This window comes from Bradyrhizobium sp. BR 10261 (assembly GCF_019455395.1).
Classification (GTDB): Bacteria; Pseudomonadota; Alphaproteobacteria; order Rhizobiales; family Xanthobacteraceae; genus Bradyrhizobium; species Bradyrhizobium manausense.
In genome coordinates this window covers 1-16,783 of the sequence record NZ_JACOFQ010000018.1, presented here as the reverse complement: position 1 = coordinate 16,783, position 16,783 = coordinate 1, and the positions used below count along the sequence as shown (strand labels likewise).

The 16,783-nt window shown below is 62.2% G+C and carries 14 protein-coding genes and 1 pseudogene; 7 read left to right on the top strand and 8 right to left on the bottom strand.

From position 1 onward, the window contains the following. The first annotated feature begins 228 nt into the window (after positions 1-228). From HYH07_RS21145 to HYH07_RS21135, 3 genes are all read left to right on the top strand, one after another. On the top strand, positions 229-486 hold the full coding sequence (locus HYH07_RS21145; protein ID WP_220004306.1) for a hypothetical protein: 258 nt from the start codon (positions 229-231) through the stop codon (positions 484-486). 203 nt (positions 487-689) lie between these two features. After that, positions 690-2,543, top strand: a complete 1,854-nt coding sequence (locus HYH07_RS21140) for a potassium transporter Kup (protein WP_220004415.1) — start codon at positions 690-692, stop codon at positions 2,541-2,543. Positions 2,544-2,571: 28 nt separating this feature from the next. After that, on the top strand, positions 2,572-3,534 hold the full coding sequence (locus tag HYH07_RS21135; protein WP_220004305.1) for a phosphotransferase family protein: 963 nt from the start codon (positions 2,572-2,574) through the stop codon (positions 3,532-3,534). 8 nt (positions 3,535-3,542) lie between these two features. On the opposite strand, the gene HYH07_RS21130 is transcribed toward HYH07_RS21135, so the two are convergent. From HYH07_RS21130 to HYH07_RS21115, 4 genes and pseudogenes are all read right to left on the bottom strand, one after another. Further along, entirely contained in the window at positions 3,543-4,328 is a 786-nt protein-coding gene (locus HYH07_RS21130) for a substrate-binding domain-containing protein (RefSeq protein WP_220004304.1), read from the bottom strand. A gap of 3 nt (positions 4,329-4,331) precedes the next feature. Beyond that, positions 4,332-7,070 (bottom strand): DNA gyrase subunit A, encoded by a 2,739-nt coding sequence (gyrA, locus tag HYH07_RS21125; RefSeq protein WP_220004303.1) that lies wholly within the window; start codon positions 7,068-7,070, stop codon positions 4,332-4,334. A gap of 168 nt (positions 7,071-7,238) precedes the next feature. After that, a pseudogene (locus HYH07_RS21120) lies at positions 7,239-7,442 on the bottom strand (hypothetical protein); the annotation flags it as partial. A gap of 138 nt (positions 7,443-7,580) precedes the next feature. Continuing rightward, the gene (locus tag HYH07_RS21115) at positions 7,581-8,078 is read right to left on the bottom strand and encodes a single-stranded DNA-binding protein (RefSeq protein ID WP_220004302.1); all 498 of its coding nucleotides are present in this window, start codon (positions 8,076-8,078) and stop codon (positions 7,581-7,583) included. Positions 8,079-8,501: 423 nt separating this feature from the next. On the opposite strand from HYH07_RS21115, the gene HYH07_RS21110 reads away from it, so the two are divergent. From HYH07_RS21110 to HYH07_RS21095, 4 genes are all read left to right on the top strand, one after another. After that, positions 8,502-9,266, top strand: a complete 765-nt coding sequence (locus HYH07_RS21110) for an outer membrane protein (RefSeq protein ID WP_220004301.1) — start codon at positions 8,502-8,504, stop codon at positions 9,264-9,266. A 233-nt stretch (positions 9,267-9,499) separates the two neighbouring features. After that, entirely contained in the window at positions 9,500-10,198 is a 699-nt protein-coding gene (locus tag HYH07_RS21105; protein WP_220004300.1) for an outer membrane protein, read from the top strand. Between the two features lie 256 nt (positions 10,199-10,454). After that, positions 10,455-13,430 carry an excinuclease ABC subunit UvrA gene (uvrA, locus tag HYH07_RS21100; protein ID WP_220004299.1) on the top strand — a complete coding sequence of 992 codons (2,976 nt, stop codon included), beginning with the start codon at positions 10,455-10,457 and terminating at the stop codon, positions 13,428-13,430. 80 nt (positions 13,431-13,510) lie between these two features. After that, positions 13,511-14,080, top strand: a complete 570-nt coding sequence (locus HYH07_RS21095; protein WP_220004298.1) for a DinB family protein — start codon at positions 13,511-13,513, stop codon at positions 14,078-14,080. A 100-nt stretch (positions 14,081-14,180) separates the two neighbouring features. Here HYH07_RS21095 and HYH07_RS21090 read toward each other — a convergent pair whose 3' ends face one another. The 4 genes from HYH07_RS21090 to HYH07_RS21075 all read right to left on the bottom strand — a co-directional run. After that, a complete protein-coding gene (locus HYH07_RS21090; protein ID WP_312016690.1) occupies positions 14,181-14,492 on the bottom strand; it encodes a DUF5615 family PIN-like protein in 312 nt (103 codons plus the stop codon). Between the two features lie 42 nt (positions 14,493-14,534). Further along, the gene (locus HYH07_RS21085) at positions 14,535-14,720 is read right to left on the bottom strand and encodes a DUF433 domain-containing protein (RefSeq protein ID WP_249781145.1); all 186 of its coding nucleotides are present in this window, start codon (positions 14,718-14,720) and stop codon (positions 14,535-14,537) included. 283 nt (positions 14,721-15,003) lie between these two features. Beyond that, complete coding sequence (locus HYH07_RS21080; RefSeq protein ID WP_220004295.1) at positions 15,004-15,834, bottom strand: hypothetical protein; 831 nt, start codon at positions 15,832-15,834, stop codon at positions 15,004-15,006. Continuing rightward, a partial coding sequence (locus HYH07_RS21075; protein ID WP_220004294.1) for an AAA family ATPase occupies positions 15,835-16,783 on the bottom strand: 949 nt, incomplete at its 5' end.

Genomic DNA, 16,783 nt, shown 5'->3' with positions numbered 1-16,783 from the left:
GGCAAGCCGGGCCGGGTCCCTGCCCGTATCCTGCCGATTTTTCCGGCATTCCGCGTCGCAACGGGCCGTTTGTTTCGTCCTGGGGGCGTCCACGACACACAACCGGATGCGCACGAAACCATTTCCGGCATCGGCGAAGACGTCCGGAAACTGGGCATGGTTACCAATCCAGCCAACGAATGACGGGCCGCATACTGGGCGTAGCGGCCGCATCACAGGGGACCGTCAATGATCAAGGCTCTTTCAGCGATCGCTGTTGCTGCGTGTGTTGCTGCAGCCCTCACCCTGCTGCCCGGTTTTGCTCCCACCGTTGAAGCGAGCGTGCCGCAACCGCTGGCCAAGGCAGACCGGCTCGACATCAAGGCCATTGGCAGAGATTGCTCGCAGCAGGCGTGGCCGAACTTCGAGGCCTCCTGCCTGCGCCGCGCCGGCACAAAGGCCGACGTCCGCGTTGCTCGCCTGGTCACGGCAGACCGCACCCCGTAGGCGACTTGTCAGGCTGGCGTCATAAACGCCGGCACAAGCCCCGATAGAAATCCGATGGCAATTTGCGACGTCTCGTCGCAGAGTGGTTGACGCGCGCGCCCCTCGGAATGACCCGACGGGTGCGATTCCCATCGAAGGGTTTGCAATTGTCCAGTACGCCCGCGGTCGCTTCCGGCCATCATCCCAATCCGCTTCCGCTTGCCATGACCATGGGCGCCCTCGGGGTGGTCTATGGCGATATCGGCACCAGCCCCCTCTATGCCCTGAAGGAAGCCGCCAAGGCGGCCGCCCATGGTGGCACAGTGACACAGGATGCTGTGCTCGGCGTCGCCTCGCTGATCCTGTGGGCCCTGCTGCTCATCATCTCGCTGAAATATGCGCTATTGATCCTGCGCGCGGACAACCGCGGCGAAGGCGGCATCGTGGCGCTGCTGGCGCTGCTGCATGCCCGCCACGCCCAGCCCGGGACCTGGCGCGCGCACCTGCTCGTCGTCGGCCTGGTCGGCGCGGCGTTGCTCTATGGCGACGGCGCGATTACGCCAGCCATCTCGGTGCTATCGGCCATCGAAGGCCTGAAGGTCGACGCGCCCTCGCTCTCGCCCGTGGTCGTGCCCGTTACCATCGCCATCCTGGTCGGCCTGTTCGTGATGCAAAAGCAAGGCACCGGCTTCATCGGCCGCATCTTCGGCCCGGTCATGCTGGCCTGGTTCATCGTGCTGGCCGCGCTCGGCATCCACGGCATCTTCAAGGCGCCGGCCGTGCTGGCCGCGCTCAGCCCGTTCTATGCCTTCGACTTCCTGATCCATCAGGACTTCCAGATCTCCTTCGCGATCCTCGGCGCGGCCTTCCTCGCGGTGACAGGCGGCGAGGCGATGTATGCCGATATGGGGCATTTCGGCCGTCTGCCGATCCGGCTCGCCTGGTTCGCGATCTGCTTGCCGGCGCTGGTGCTGAACTATTTCGGCCAGGCTGCGCTGCTGATCACCGATCCCTCGATGATCGAGAATCCGTTCTTCCAGCTTTGCCCTGACTTCCTGCATTACGGTCTGGTCGCGTTCTCCGCCGTTGCGACCGTGATCGCCTCGCAGGCGATCATCTCCGGCGTGTTCTCGCTGACCCAGCAGTCGATCCAGCTCGGCTTCCTGCCGCGCATGCAGATCCGCCACACCCAGAGCGACGCGATCGGCCAGATCTACGTGCCGCTGGTGAACTGGCTGCTCGCCGCCGCAACGCTCGGCGCCGTGCTGAGCTTCGGCACCTCGGACGCACTCGCCGGCGCCTATGGCATCGCGGTGTCGCTGCTGATGGCGATCACCACGCTGCTTGCGGCCCTGGTCGCGATCCAGTGGGGTTTTTCGCCGTGGCTGGTGGTGGCCGTGAACGGCTTCTTCTTCGTCATCGACATGATCTTCTTCGCGGCCAACTCGATCAAGCTGTTCGAGGGCGGCTGGTTTCCGCTGCTGCTCGCCGGCCTCGTTGCCTTCGTCATGCTGACCTGGCGGGCCGGCGTGAAACTGGTCGAGGCCGCGCGGGCAAGGCTGCGACAGCCCGAGGAGGACCTGATCGAGACCGCGGTCAACAAGTGCAGCGCGCGCCTGCCCGGCACAGCGGTGTTCCTGGCCTCGGCCCCGAAAGGCGTGCCGCTGGCGCTCACGCAGTTCGTCAAGCACAACCGCGTGCTGCATGAACGCGTGCTGCTGGTCACCGTGCTGATCGAGGAATCCCCGCATGTTCCCGATGAGGATCGGGCCGAGGTGATCGAGATCATTCCCGGCATCACCCGCGTGATCCTGCATTATGGCTTCATGCAGAATCCGACCATCTACGAAGGCCTGACCCTCACGTGCCGCCAAGGCAAGCTGCCCGGCATCGACCTCGCCGACATCACCTATTACGTCGGCCGCGAGACCATCATCCCGCGCGAGGACGTCCCTGGCATGTGGGTCTGGCGCGAAGGCCTGTTTGCCTTCCTGCAGCGCAACGCCGAACGCTCAGCGGCGTTCTTCGGCGTGCCGACCAAGCAGGTCGTGGAATTCGGCACGGAGCTGGAGATCTAGGGCAAGGGCGTAGCCCGACCTTGAAGCCATGAAGACCAGAGACGATCCGGCTCTGCAACTGAAACCTCGGCTGGCGATCTCGCTCGATCAGGCGCAGGCGATCGTGCGCCGGACGTCACAGCAGGCCGTCGTGCTCGGCGTCACCGAGCTGCACGGCGGGGAGATCAGCACCGTCCTCGAGATCGCGCTGGCGGATGCTCCGGCCTGCATCCTCAAGGTCTATCCTGAATCACTGCAATGGAAGATGGCGAAAGAGCTCTATGTGCTCGGCCTTCTGCGAAATTGCGGCACAGCCATTCCCAAAATCCTGCTCGCTGACGACACGCGATCGGTGATCGACCTGAACTATGTGCTCATGACCAGGCTTGACGGCACTGTGCTCGGCCGACGCGAGGCGGCGCTGTCGGAGGTCGAGTTGTTTGCCATCTACGCCGAGATGGGCGCCGCGCTCCGCAAGATTAACGACATCACCCTCGACAGCTTTGGCTATATCGGCCCCAACGGCGTCTGGACTGCGCATCCGAGCAACCATGCCTACATGTCCGCGCAGTTCGACAGGAAGCTAGCAGAGTTTGATGCCCGCGGCGGCGATCCGGCGCTCGCCGCACATCTCCGGGACAGCGTCACGGCCCGGCAGCATCTGCTCGAGGCGGCCGTCAGCCCTCGCCTCTGTCACTACGATTTCCATGCCGGCAACATGCTGGTGACGCAGGAAGGCGCGCCGCACCTGACAGGCATCGTCGACTTCGAGAGTGCGACATCAGGCGATCCGCTGATGGATATCGCCAAGGCGCTGTACTATTTCACGGCCGAGGACGCGCCCAAGCGCGACGGCTTGCTCGCCGGCTACGGCAAGATCGACCGGCCCGACTGGCAGCAGACGCTCGACCTCTACCACCTCTATGGCACGCTGGAGCTCTGGTGCTGGATGGCGCAGATCGGCAAGCGCGAGGCGCTCGCCGATCTCACGAGAGAGCTTGCGAACGCCTGATAGTCGGCTCAGTGCTGCAAAGGCCTCATTCCGGACTTGGTGATCACCGCCGCCGCATCCGCGGAAGACAGGAAGTGGAGCAGCGCCGCCGCGGCGTCGGACTGTTGTGAATTCCTGGGCAGAGCACCGACATACAGCGTCGGTGGCTGAACCTCGGACGGCACGGTGCCCACGAAATCGATTCCCGGCACGTGGATCAACTCCGGGACTTGCTGAAAGCCGATCTCTGCCTCACCGCGGGCGACCACGGCAGCGACCGGTTCACCTGAAGGTGGGCCGCGCACCTTGCGGGTTTTGCCGGAGATCTCATCGGCGACGCCGAGCTTCTTGAATCCGATCGTCGACAGATAAGTGCCGCTGGAACTGTCCGAATAGGCGATGGACTTCGCCGCAAGCAGCGTCCTGCGAAGCGCATCCATTGTGCTGATGTCGGGCTTGGGTTGTCCGGCCCGGACCACCATGCCGATGAACGATTCCGCCAGCGGCACCCGGCTGCCCGCGCGCATCAATCCCTTCTGGTCCAGCAGATCGACGCCGACGCCGTCCATGATCACGACGTCGGCCTCCTCGCCGCGCGACAGGCGCGTCGGAATGGCTTCCGGTGAATCACCGACCGAAGGGCCGCGCGTCGTGATGAGCTTGTGTCCCGTCGACTTCTCAAAGGCTGGACCGAGCTCTTCATACACGGCGAAGAACCCGGCCGAGATCATCACCCTGACATCAGCGGCAGACGCGCTGGTCGCAAGAGTAACGGCCAGAAGGACGGCAAACAGGTGACCAATGGCGCGCGGCATACGTTACGTCCCGTTGCCGTTCTCGCCATTGCCGCTCTCCGTCTCTTCCGTGATGTGCTCGACCGAGACGACGTGCTCGTCCTCGGCGGTGTCGAACACGATCACGCCTTGGGTCGAACGGCCGGCGATGCGGATGCCTTCGACCGGGCAGCGGATCAGCTGGCCCTTGTCGGTGACCAGCATGATCTGGTCCGCATCCTCGACGGGGAAGGACGCGACGAGGTTGCCGTTGCGGTTGTTGACGCTCATGGCGACGATGCCTTTGCCGCCGCGGCCCGTGGTGCGGTACTCGTAGGACGAGGTCCGCTTGCCATAGCCGTTGACGGAGACGGTGAGCACGACCTGCTCGGCCGCCGACATCTCGGCATAGCGCTCCTGCGCGAGCTGGAAGCTGCCGGAGGTCTCCTCGCCCTCGGCATCCGCTGCCGGCTCCTCGGCCGCAGCTTCGCCGGCGACTGCGCGGCGCATCTTCAAATAGGCCGAACGCTCGTCCGAGGTGGTTTCGACATGGCGCAGGATCGCCAGAGAGATCACCTTGTCACCCTCGCCAAGCGCAATGCCCCGCACGCCCATCGAGGTGCGCCCGGTGAACACGCGCACGTCGGGGACGGGGAAGCGGATGCACTGGCCGCCGGCCGCGGTCAGCAGCACGTCGTCATGCTCGGTGCAGATCTGCACGTCGACGATTGCTTCGCCGTCGTCGAGCTTCATTGCAATGATGCCGGAGCGGCGAACGTCGACGAAGTCGGACAGCTTGTTGCGCCGGACATTGCCGCCTGTGGTGGCGAACATCACGTCCAACTGGCCCCAAGTGGATTCATCCTCGGGCAGCGGCATGATGGTGGTGATGCGCTCGCCCTGCTCCAGCGGCAGGATGTTGATCAGCGCCTTGCCGCGCGCGTTGGGAGCTGCCATCGGCAGCCGCCAGACCTTCTCCTTGTAGACCTGGCCGCGCGACGAGAAGAACAGCACCGGCGTATGAGTCGACGCGACAAAGAGCCGGCTGACAAAGTCCTCGTCGCGGGTCTGCATGCCGGAGCGGCCCTTGCCGCCGCGGCGCTGGGCGCGATAGGCCGACAGCGGCACGCGCTTGACATAGCCGGCGTGCGAGACGGTGACCACCATGTCCTCGCGCTGGATCAGGTCCTCGTCCTCGACCTCGCCTTCCTGCTCCATGATCACGGTCTTGCGGGGGGTGGCGAACTCGGCCTTCACCTCTGCAAGCTCGGTCTTGATGATGTCGAGGATGCGTGCCCGCGAGCGCAGGATCTCGAGATAATCGCCGATCTCGCCGGCGAGCTTTGCCAGCTCCTCGCCGATCTCATCGCGGCCGAGCGCGGTCAGGCGTGCGAGGCGCAGCTCGAGGATCGCCCTCGCCTGCTCCAGCGACAGGCGGATGGTGCCGTCCTCGTTGATGCGATGGCGGGGATCGTCGATCAGCGTGATGATGTCCTCGACGTCGCGCGCCGGCCAGTCGCGCGTCATCAGGGTCTCGCGCGCGGCGGCCGGCGTCGGCGAGTGTCTGATGACCTTGATGATCTCGTCGATATTGGCGACCGCAATCGCAAGGCCAACCTGCTCGTGCGCGCGCTCGCGCGCCTTGCGCAGCTTGTACTTGGTGCGGCGGGTGACGACCTGCTCGCGGAAGCCGACGAAGATCGTCAGCATGTCCTTCAGGTTCATCGTCTGCGGACGACCCGAGTCGAGCGCGACGGCGTTGACGCCGAAGGAGGTCTGCAGCGGCGTGAACTTGTAGAGCTGGTTCAGCACCACGTCGGGCACGGCGTCGCGCTTGAGCTCGACGACGACGCGATAGCCGTCGCGGTCGGATTCGTCGCGCAGATCGGAGATGCCCTCGATCTTCTTTTCCTTATAGAGCTCGGCGATGCGCTCGACCATCGTCGCCTTGTTCACCTGATACGGGATCTCGGTGATGACGATCGCCTCGCGCTCCTTGCGGATGGTCTCGAAGGTGACCTTGCCACGCATCACGATGGAGCCGCGGCCGAGATGATAGGCGCTGCGGATGCCCTGGCGTCCGAGGATGATGCCGCCGGTCGGGAAATCCGGGCCCGGGATGATGTTGTTGAGCTCGTCGATGCTCAGCGACGGATTGTCGATCAGCGCCACGCAGGCGTCGATGACCTCGCCGAGATTGTGCGGCGGGATGTTGGTCGCCATGCCGACAGCGATGCCGCCGGCGCCGTTGACCAGAAGGTTCGGGAACCGAGCCGGCAGAACCACAGGCTCGCGCTCGGAGCCGTCATAATTGTCTTGGAAATCGACCGTGTCGTCGTCGATATCCTCGAGGAGCTTGAGCGCGATCTTGGTCAGGCGGGATTCGGTGTAGCGCATCGCCGCGGGCGGATCGCCGTCGACCGAGCCGAAATTGCCCTGTCCGTCGATCAGGGGGGCGCGCATCGAGAAGTCCTGCGCCATGCGCACCAATGCGTCGTAGATCGCCTGGTCGCCATGGGGATGGTACTTACCCATGACTTCACCGACGGCACCGGCGGACTTCTTGTGCTTCTTGTCCGGCGTGTCGCCGCGATTGTTCATCGCGTAGAGGATGCGGCGGTGCACGGGCTTCAACCCGTCGCGCGCATCGGGCAGTGCGCGCGACACGATCACGCTCATGGCGTAATCGAGGTAGGACTTTTTCATCTCCTCGTAGATCGAGACGGGGCGAATGTCCGAGGGTTGCGCCGGCTGGTCGCCGGGCTTGTTGTCGTCGTCAGCCAAGGGGGAATCCGGTGAGGTTTTATCTGGGAATCATATAGCGCATCGAGGCCCCGATAACCACCCTTGCGGGGGGACAGGACAGCGCTTTTTCCGACTGTTTTTCCAGAGGCTTACGCCCAGCTCGGCACCTCAGGGTCGTGGTCTGGGCGAGCCGCCGGGAACCAGCGCTCAAGTCCCGAAAACCACGTGGTTCATGATGCGCCTTGGCAGCAGGGTGAACAGTCCCGCCACCACCAGCGCTCCTGCAAACATCAGGATCATGATCCGCCGGTGATCGGTCAGGCGGTGGGCATGCGCCCGCCAGACCGCGAGCGGCAGCATGACCAGCGTGAAGATCGACAATAGATGGATCGGGCTGAACGGCCCGACCACAATTCACATCGTGCCTGGTCAAGGCTTGAGGCAACACATCAGGCCAGCCCGAAAAGCCGAGCTTGGCCCGCCAATTGGTAAGAAAATCTGCCTCTTTAGGCGAGCGATGCAAAGGCGGCGCAAAAACCCGGCTCGGCCCTAGAACGGGATATCGTCGTCCATATCATTGTTGCGGCCACCGCCGCCGGCGGCCACGGGGCGGCGCGGTGCGCTGCTGACCGGACCGGACGAGCCGAAATCGCCGCCGCCCTCATCGCCGAAGCTGCCGCCTCCTCCGCCACCGCCGCGGCCGTCGAGCATCGTCAGGGTCGAGTTGAAGCCCTGCAGTACGACCTCGGTGGAGTACTTCTCGACGCCGCTCTGATCGGTCCATTTGCGCGTCTGGAGCGCACCCTCGATGTAAACCTTGGCGCCCTTCTTCAGGTACTGTTCGGCGACCTTGCAGAGCCCTTCATTGAAGATCACGACGCGGTGCCACTCGGTCTTTTCCTTGCGTTCGCCACTGTTCTTGTCGCGCCAGGTCTCGGAGGTCGCGATGCTCAGATTCGCGATCGGCCGCCCGTCCTGGGTGCGGCGGATTTCCGGATCCTTGCCGAGATTTCCGACCAGAATGACCTTGTTGACGCTTCCCGCCATCGCCGCTCTCCACTCCAAATGCCGCTGAATTTCGAAAAAGGCGCCCGCGCCGCCGCCTGTTGAGCCGACCCTATACGCTTACAGGGGCCGCTCGGCCCGGTACACCCTCGGTTATCCCCACATATAGCATCGGCCGAACATTCGTTCCAGATTTGTTCCCCTCGAAATCGCGCGACCCAAGCGTGCAAAGAGCGACTCATGCCGCTATGCACGTCGGCGTGAATTGGAACCGGTGCAGGCAGGAAAATGCTTAACATTCATTAGGTTACGCCCGGATGAATTGCCCAGCGACTGTTGCATTCCAGAGACGGACTCGGCCCCCCGATTCGACTACGGTTGAGTCGCAATTGGTTGATGATGGGCGTCGCGCCTGATTGACCGCTTCAGGGGACGACTGGAGCGGACGACACTGGGGAGACTGCAATGAAGAAAATTCTGTTTGGTACAATTGGTATTGTTGCCTTGGGCTTGTCAGCACCGGCGAGTGCTGCCGATCTTGCGGCGCGTCCCTACACCAAGGCGCCGCCGCCGATGGTCGCCACCATTTATGACTGGAGCGGCTTCTACATCGGCATCAACGGCGGTGGCGGATGGAGCCACAAATGCTGGGACTTCGTCGCGCCGACCACCGGCACGCTGTTCGGCGAGGGCTGCCACAATGCCACGGGCGGCACGGTCGGCGGCCAGATCGGCTATCGCTGGCAATCGGCCAACTGGGTGTTCGGCCTCGAAGGCCAGGGCAACTGGGCCGACTTCTCCGGCGACAATATCAGCACCCTCATCCCGACCCAGCGCAACCGCTCGAAGATCGACGCCTTCGGCCTGATCACGGGCCAGGTCGGATACGCCTGGAACAACGTGCTGTTCTACGTGAAGGGCGGCGGTGCCGTGGTTGCCGACAAGTATAATATCTACACCGCGCCCGGATTCGTCGGAGCCGGCACCCTGCTCGCCTCGGCCAGCGACAACCGCTGGGGCGGCACGGTTGGCGCCGGCCTCGAGTTCGGCTTCGCGCCGAACTGGTCGGTGGGCGTTGAGTACGACCACATCTTCCTGGGCAGCAGGACTCTGACGCTCAACGCGCCCGGTGGCACCGCATTCCAGACCGATCGCATCAGCCAGAATGTCGACATGGGTCTTGTCCGCGTCAATTATCGCTGGGGCGGCCCGGTCATCGCGAAATACTGATCCACCTGAATTCGTTTGAGAATAAAGGCCGGCCTCGTGCCGGCCTTTCGCTTTTCTGTTCCCGACGGGAACCATGGGTCAGCCATTCTTACATTTGTATTTGTTGTGGCTTTTGAGAGACGCAGCTTGCAGCTTTCGTGGTGTAAGCACGGCACCATTTGGACCGCAGCGTCCGATGCCCTTCCGATCTTGCGGAAGGCAACAACAGAAACTGGGACTGGGATAAGTTGAAAATGAAGAAGGTTTTGTTGGCTTCGGCCGCTCTGATCACCCTCACCGGCGCCGCTTCGGCTGCCGATCTGGCAGCGCGCCCCTACACCAAGGCGCCCGTGGCCGTGGCCTCGGTCTACGCCTGGACCGGCTTCTATCTCGGTATCGTCGGTGGCGGCGCCTGGGAAGCTGCTTCTGGCGACCCGAAGATGAAGGGTGGCTTCGTCGGCGGCACCGCCGGCTACAACTGGCAGACCGGCAACGTCGTGTTCGGCGTCGAGGCCGATGGCGCCTGGGCTGACGTCAGCGCTACGGCGACCGGCGCGACCGTCGTCCCCGGCTTCGGTATTGTGACCACCACCGCGTCGTCCAAGACCGACGCAATGGGCACCGTCCGCGGCCGTATCGGATATGCCGTCAACAACGTCCTGTTCTACGGCACTGGTGGTTATGCCTGGATCGACAACAAGATCACCCTCTCGGCCCTGGGCGTATCCGCGTCGGACAGCAAGTGGCACTCCGGCTGGACCGTAGGTGCGGGCGTCGAGGCGTTCTTTGCTCCGCAGTGGTCGGTCAAGGGCGAGTACCTCTATCGTAGCCTCGGCAGCGAGAATTACTTCTCGAGCCTCGGCACGCCGCTGTCGTCCGGTACGATCAACTTCCACACCGTGCAGGTCGGCGTGAACTATCACTTCGGCGGCCCGGTGGTCGCGAAGTACTGATCTTCGCGACCGACGTCGCATCGTCACGAAAGGCCGGCCTCGCGCCGGCCTTTTTGTTTGCGCGCCTGGTTCCTGCTGCCAAGTCCCGCCAGTGCGCCAACAATCCGTTGACGATTCGCAAGTCCCACTGGAAATCCGTCTTCGTTCTTCCTACGTTCGCTCAGAACCCCATTGGCGCCGATCCCGGTTCCGGGCGAAGCGCGCCTTAAACGTTGGCGCGATCGCGTAGCTTTGGGATTCCTTGAGGGCAAACCGGATGGATGAAGTGATCAAGGCGAAGCGCCAACAGCAGAACGCGGGCTCCAGCCTGCGCGCAATTACGATTCGTGGCGCGCGCGAGCACAACCTCAAGAACATCGACGTCGAGATTCCGCGCGACAAGCTCGTGGTGTTCACCGGCCTCTCCGGGTCCGGCAAATCCTCGCTCGCCTTCGACACCATCTACGCCGAGGGCCAGCGCCGCTACGTCGAGTCGCTCTCGGCCTATGCCCGCCAGTTCCTGGAGATGATGCAGAAGCCCGACGTCGACCAGATCGACGGCCTGTCGCCGGCGATCTCGATCGAGCAGAAGACGACGTCGAAGAACCCACGCTCGACGGTCGGCACCGTCACCGAGATCTACGACTACATGCGCCTGCTCTGGGCGCGCGTCGGCGTGCCGTATTCGCCGGCCACGGGCCTGCCGATCGAGAGCCAGACCGTCTCGCAGATGGTGGACCGGGTGCTGGCGCTGCCTGAGGGCACCCGGCTTTATCTGCTGGCCCCCGTCGTGCGCGGCCGCAAGGGCGAGTACCGCAAGGAGCTCGCCGAATGGCTCAAGAAGGGCTTTCAGCGCGTCAAGATCGACGGCACCTTCTATGAGCTCGCGGAAGCGCCTGTTCTGGACAAGAAATTCCCGCATGACATCGACGTCGTGGTCGACCGCATCGTCGTCCGCGCCGATATCGGCCAGCGCCTTGCTGAAAGCTTTGAGACCGCACTGAAGCTCGCCGAGGGCCTCGCCGTGGTCGAGTTCGCCGACGCGCCGGCCGCAGCGCCGGTCGAAGAGAAAAAGAAGACGGCCAAGATCCACGACAAGAGCGGCCCCGAGCGCATCCTGTTCTCGGAAAAATTCGCCTGCCCGGTCTCCGGCTTCACCATCCCCGAGATCGAGCCGCGCCTGTTCTCGTTCAACAATCCCTATGGCGCCTGCCCCGCCTGCGGCGGCCTCGGCGTCGAGCAGCATGTCGACGAGGATCTGGTGATCCCCGACAAGGAGCTCGCCATCGGCAAGGGCGCGATCGCGCCCTGGGCCAAATCGTCGTCGCCCTATTACGTGCAGACGCTGACCGCGCTCGGCAAGCACTACAAGTTCACGCTCACCACAAAATGGAAGGATCTGCCGAAGAAAACGCAGAACGCCATCCTGCATGGCTCCGGCGAGGACGAGATCAAGTTCTCTTACGAGGACGGGGTGCGCTCCTACGATACCAAGAAGCCGTTCGAAGGCGTCATCACCAACATCAACCGCCGCTACCGCGAAACCGAGAGCGAGTGGGCGCGCGAGGAACTGGCCAAGTATTTCCACGACGTGCCCTGCGGCGCCTGCAACGGCTTCAGGCTGAAGCCCGAGGCGCTTTGCGTCAAGGTCGGCGGCAAGCATATCGGCGAGATCTCGGAGCTGTCGGTGAAGGGCGCCGGCGCCTGGTTCGAGACCGTGCCTGATGCGCTGAACGCGCAGCAGAACGAGATCGCCGGACGCATCCTGAAAGAAATCCGCGAGCGCCTGACCTTCCTGCTCGACGTCGGCCTCAACTACCTCACCCTCTCCCGCTCCTCCGGCACGCTGTCCGGCGGCGAGAGCCAGCGCATTCGCCTCGCCTCGCAGATCGGCTCGGGGCTGACAGGCGTGCTCTACGTTCTGGACGAGCCGTCGATCGGCCTGCACCAGCGCGACAACGCGCGCCTGCTCGACACCCTGAAGCGGCTGCGCGACCTCGGCAATACCGTGGTCGTGGTCGAGCATGACGAGGACGCCATTCGCCTCGCCGACTACGTGCTCGACATCGGCCCCGGCGCCGGCATGCATGGTGGCAACATCGTTGCCGAAGGCACGCCCGAACAGATCATGCGCAACCCGAAATCGCTGACCGGCAAGTACCTGACCGGCGAGCTCGAGGTCGAGGTGCCGGAACGGCGCCCGCCGAACCATCGCCGCACCATCAAGGTGGTGAACGCCCGCGGCAATAATCTCAAGAACGTCACGGCGGAAATTCCGCTCGGCCTGTTCACCGCCGTGACCGGCGTCTCCGGCGGCGGCAAGTCGACGCTCCTGATCGATACGCTCTACAAGGCGATCGCGCGCAAGCTCAACAACGCCAGCGAAGGCGCCGCCCCGCATGATCGCATCGAGGGCCTCGAGCATATCGACAAGATCATTGACATCGACCAGTCGCCGATCGGCCGCACCCCGCGCTCGAATCCGGCGACCTATACCGGCGCCTTCACGCCGATCCGGGAATGGTTTGCTGGGCTGCCCGAAGCCAAGGCCCGCGGCTACGAGCCCGGCCGCTTCTCCTTCAACGTCAAGGGCGGCCGCTGCGAGGCCTGCCAGGGCGACGGCGTCATCAAGATCGAGATGCACTTCCTGCCCGACGTCTACGTCACCTGCGACGTCTGCAAGGGCAAGCGCTACAACCGCGAGACGCTGGAGGTCCTGTTCAAGGGCAAGTCCATCGCCGACGTGCTCGACATGACCGTCGAGGAAGCCGCCGAGTTCTTCAAGGCGGTGCCGCGCGTGCGCGAGACCTTCCAGACGCTGCACCGCGTCGGCCTCGACTACATCCATGTCGGCCAGCAGGCGACGACTCTTTCAGGCGGCGAAGCCCAGCGCGTCAAATTGGCAAAAGAGCTGTCCAAGCGCGCCACCGGCCGCACGCTCTATATCCTGGACGAGCCGACCACCGGCCTGCACTTCCACGACGTCAAGAAGCTCCTTGAGGTGCTGCATGAGCTGGTCGCGCAAGGAAACACCGTCGTGGTCATCGAGCACAATCTCGAAGTCATCAAGACGGCAGACTGGGTCATCGACCTCGGCCCCGAAGGCGGCGACGGCGGCGGCGAGATCGTCGCCTGGGGCCCGCCGGAAGACATCGTGAAAGCGCAACGCAGCTACACCGGCAAGTTCCTGGAGCCGGTGCTGAAGAAGGCCCGCAAGCCGAAGCGAAGGAGCACGAGCGAGGCGGCGGAGTAAATGTTGGAGCCGTAGGGCGGATCAGCGAAGCGTAATCCGCCGCTGCTCTTCTTCTGAGAAGCGAGATCCGGGAAGCCGACATGTCCGCTGGCCTCGTTCAAACGTATCGCGCCTTCGCCCACAACAATGCCTGGGCGAACCATCGCCTGCTCACCGCCTGCGCCGGTCTCAGCCAGGCCGAGTTCGAAGCCCCGCGAACCGGCTTCTTCCCGAGCATTCAACGCACGCTGAACCACATCTACGTCATCGATCTCTTCTACATCGATGCGCTGGAGGGCGGCTGGCTCGGACCACGCGCCTGGGCAAACGAGGTGCCGTACCCCTCGCTTGCCGAGCTGAAGCCTGCCCAGGCTGCCATGGACCAGCGCCTGATCGCCGTCTGCGATGCACTGACATCAGAGCTTCTGGATGGCAGTGTCCGGATCAACCGCGACACGCGCGTCCAGACCGAACGCCGCGACCGGCTGCTGATGCATCTGTTCCAGCATCAGATCCACCATCGCGGACAGGCGCACGCCATGCTGTCCGCAACGTCAGTCGCGCCGCCGCAGCTCGATGAGTTCTTCGCCGAGGGAGAAGCTCTACTGAGGGCCGCCGAGTTCGCCGAACTCGGCTGGACCGAGGAGACCGTGTGGAAATCCAGGAGGTAAGAAGCCATCGGACCACACAAACCTGCGTCAAGAACATCGACCTCGACATCAATGTTCACGTCCGCAAGCTGCGGTAGTCCTCTCCCGATGCGAGGCAGCACTATAAGGGACGCGATCGCAGACGAATCTCGTCGATCACCACATACCGGCCGAAGAGCCCCTGACCGAATCGGTCAACGGCCTCCAAAAGCCGCGCCCGCACTAGCTCATTATTCCCGGGATCGATCCGGAGCAAGATCAGGCCAGGAACGACTTGATTGCGACGAAAGACAAGCTCGCCAAAGTCCTTGTCGGCTGTGAGAAGAAGACGTCCTTCCCGAGACGCCAGAGCCATCACATCAACGTCACTCAGGCTCGCAGCAAACTCGGCGATGTAGAGCACGTCGTGACCGGCGTTCCGCAATTCCAGCACCAGGGAGGCAGTGACGCACTCGTCGGCGAGCCAGAGCACGATTCAGCGATAAATGATGTCTTCGTCAGCCAGATAGTCGGCCGCGAACGCCTGGGCAGCCCTAATATCTTCTGGCGTAAGCCGGGGATGCTCCGAGATGATCGCGTCGATGGCCATGCCAGCACCAAGCTCTCGCAGCACCAATTCGACTGGTACGCGCGTCCCACGGATGACGGGCTTGCCGTCCATGATCGTTGGGTTGATTTCAATCCGCTCGTGCCGCATGGCTATCCCCGAATTCGACCAAACATAGCACGCAATATCTCACTTGTCAGCGAGCTCCAAAACCCCTCTAGGTCATCGATCTCGGCCCCGAAAGCGCGTCATCGGCGGCGAGATCGCGCCTGGGGCCCGCCCGAAGACATGGTGAAGGCGCAACGCAGCTACACGGGCAAGTTCCTGGAGCCGTACTGAAGAAGGCGCGGAAGCCGAAACGACGGACCACGAGCGAGGCGGCTGAGTAGGACCTGCCCTACTCTAAGCGTTTTTTGAGCTGCTGGAAGAACTCGTGCTTGGAGAGAGAGGCAAAAGTTGCTTGCCCCCGAAGGTGCCGCTCTAACCACCCTTCGGCCAAGTTGATTCCATGCACTCTACGAAACCAAAATCGCAGGACTGTATCCATCACGTGGACGTTGATTAACGCGCGAGAATCTCCCGTGAAGTTCTGTTCTGCCGTAAGCAGGTCGTCCTCCAACAGCATCCAACTCTCGCGGTCAGGCGCCACCTTGATCGATCTTGTGAGCCAATCCTTGACATCAAGACTGATGATCTGTGCATTCACCTCAAGCGAACGATCGATTCTTGCTAGTGCTCTCCCAGGAAGCCGTTGATCTTTGAGCCAGCCCAACGTGGACGCTATTCGACTTGTATTTATTAGGCCTGCAAGAGCATCAGTGCTCAATTGTACCAAGTGGGCGCGGCTTAAGTACCCGGCGAGATCATCAGGATCGAGTGGATAAATTTCGACGCAGGAAAGATCGGTCGTCAAACAGCACGGACTTAGCCAGAATTTGTGGAAAGACTCTCCGTCCTTGTCAACAACGCACAAAACTCTGTCTATACGCTGCTGGTCGAGAAAACTGGCGACTTGAAGTACCCTACCCTTGTCTCCTCCTCTTGAGCTTGGAGTAAACTTGTCGATATCGACACTTGGCATCGGATAAATCATGGCGCGAAGGGCAGCTCCTTCGAAATAGGAGCCAATGACCGCCTGATCAGAGGGGCCTTCCACAATCACGGTCCAAGTCTTGGAATCAAGTGTAGCTTGGGTCAGAAGCTCACTCAGTTTTCGTTTTGGGAGCATCTAGGACTGCAATTGGCTGATCCGGTGGTTGAACTCGGTAAGAATTTCGAGCGAATGAGTCGCCATCACATATTGGACGCTAGCGTCCTCCGCTAAGCGTTGGAGCGTTCTTGGAAGATTTCTCTGCCAATATACGTTCAACGAAAGCTCGGGCTCATCGATCAAAAAGATGCATTTGCTCTGACGACTGAGGTAAGCGCTACAAAGCAAGAGAAATAGATGCTTCTCTCCTGAAGAGAGAGCGGAAAGCGGGAGGGTTGCGCCAGTTGGACCAACTACCTTAAATCCGTCGATTGTATCGAAAGAGACAACTTTACGGCTGAAGAAGTCGTTTAGCTCCTTAACCAGAATGGACAGCAAATGCGTTAGAGGAGCTAGCGCGTCGATCCTTGCTCTGGTTGAATCCAAAAACGGCTGTAAAATACGTAGGATATCGTTGCGCCTCTCACTTCTGGCGCCGACAAGCACCTGCTTGAAGTCCTGAAATGGAATCTCCGAGACAGCACGCAAGCTGTAGAGTGACTTGGCCCGGAGCTCCGCCTGATCCAGTTCAACCAAAAACCGATCATAGCTTTTTTCAGGTGATTTTTCGTTCGTAGACCAGTCCGATGCGAGACGCTTAGCCAAATCGAGATATATGCCATTCGCATTCATCTGACCGAAATTGCCGCGTTCGATCAATTGACGACGAAAATCGTCCTGAACTCTGGACGCGATCAGAGAAACGTCTAACCAGTTTCGCTGTCGATCCGAAAACCGAGCCACATCCGTCGATGGACTATCAGTCTCGATTTCGCTCCGACGTCTTAGCAAGCGATCATTCGTCGGCTTCAAAATAGAAAGCGACGAACGCAACTGCCTGTCCTCTGTGAGAAACAGTATCTGAATGTCTAACTCCTGAAGGGCCGCGCTCAATTCCCTCATTCCAGGAGAGGTGCTGTGATTCACC

Excerpts from the sequence above, each read along its gene's own strand:
- HYH07_RS21140 (WP_220004415.1), top strand. The coding sequence starts at position 690 with ATGACCATGGGCGCCCTCGGGGTGGTCTATGGCGATATCGGCACCAGC.
- HYH07_RS21080 (WP_220004295.1), bottom strand. The coding sequence starts at position 15,834 with ATGCTCCCAAAACGAAAACTGAGTGAGCTTCTGACCCAAGCTACACTT.
- HYH07_RS21095 (WP_220004298.1), top strand. The coding sequence starts at position 13,511 with ATGTCCGCTGGCCTCGTTCAAACGTATCGCGCCTTCGCCCACAACAAT.
- HYH07_RS21085 (WP_249781145.1), bottom strand. The coding sequence starts at position 14,720 with ATGGACGGCAAGCCCGTCATCCGTGGGACGCGCGTACCAGTCGAATTG.
- HYH07_RS21110 (WP_220004301.1), top strand. The coding sequence starts at position 8,502 with ATGAAGAAAATTCTGTTTGGTACAATTGGTATTGTTGCCTTGGGCTTG.
- HYH07_RS21135 (WP_220004305.1), top strand. The coding sequence starts at position 2,572 with ATGAAGACCAGAGACGATCCGGCTCTGCAACTGAAACCTCGGCTGGCG.
- uvrA (WP_220004299.1), top strand. The coding sequence starts at position 10,455 with ATGGATGAAGTGATCAAGGCGAAGCGCCAACAGCAGAACGCGGGCTCC.
- HYH07_RS21130 (WP_220004304.1), bottom strand. The coding sequence starts at position 4,328 with ATGCCGCGCGCCATTGGTCACCTGTTTGCCGTCCTTCTGGCCGTTACT.
- HYH07_RS21105 (WP_220004300.1), top strand. The coding sequence starts at position 9,500 with ATGAAGAAGGTTTTGTTGGCTTCGGCCGCTCTGATCACCCTCACCGGC.
- HYH07_RS21115 (WP_220004302.1), bottom strand. The coding sequence starts at position 8,078 with ATGGCGGGAAGCGTCAACAAGGTCATTCTGGTCGGAAATCTCGGCAAG.
- HYH07_RS21145 (WP_220004306.1), top strand. The coding sequence starts at position 229 with ATGATCAAGGCTCTTTCAGCGATCGCTGTTGCTGCGTGTGTTGCTGCA.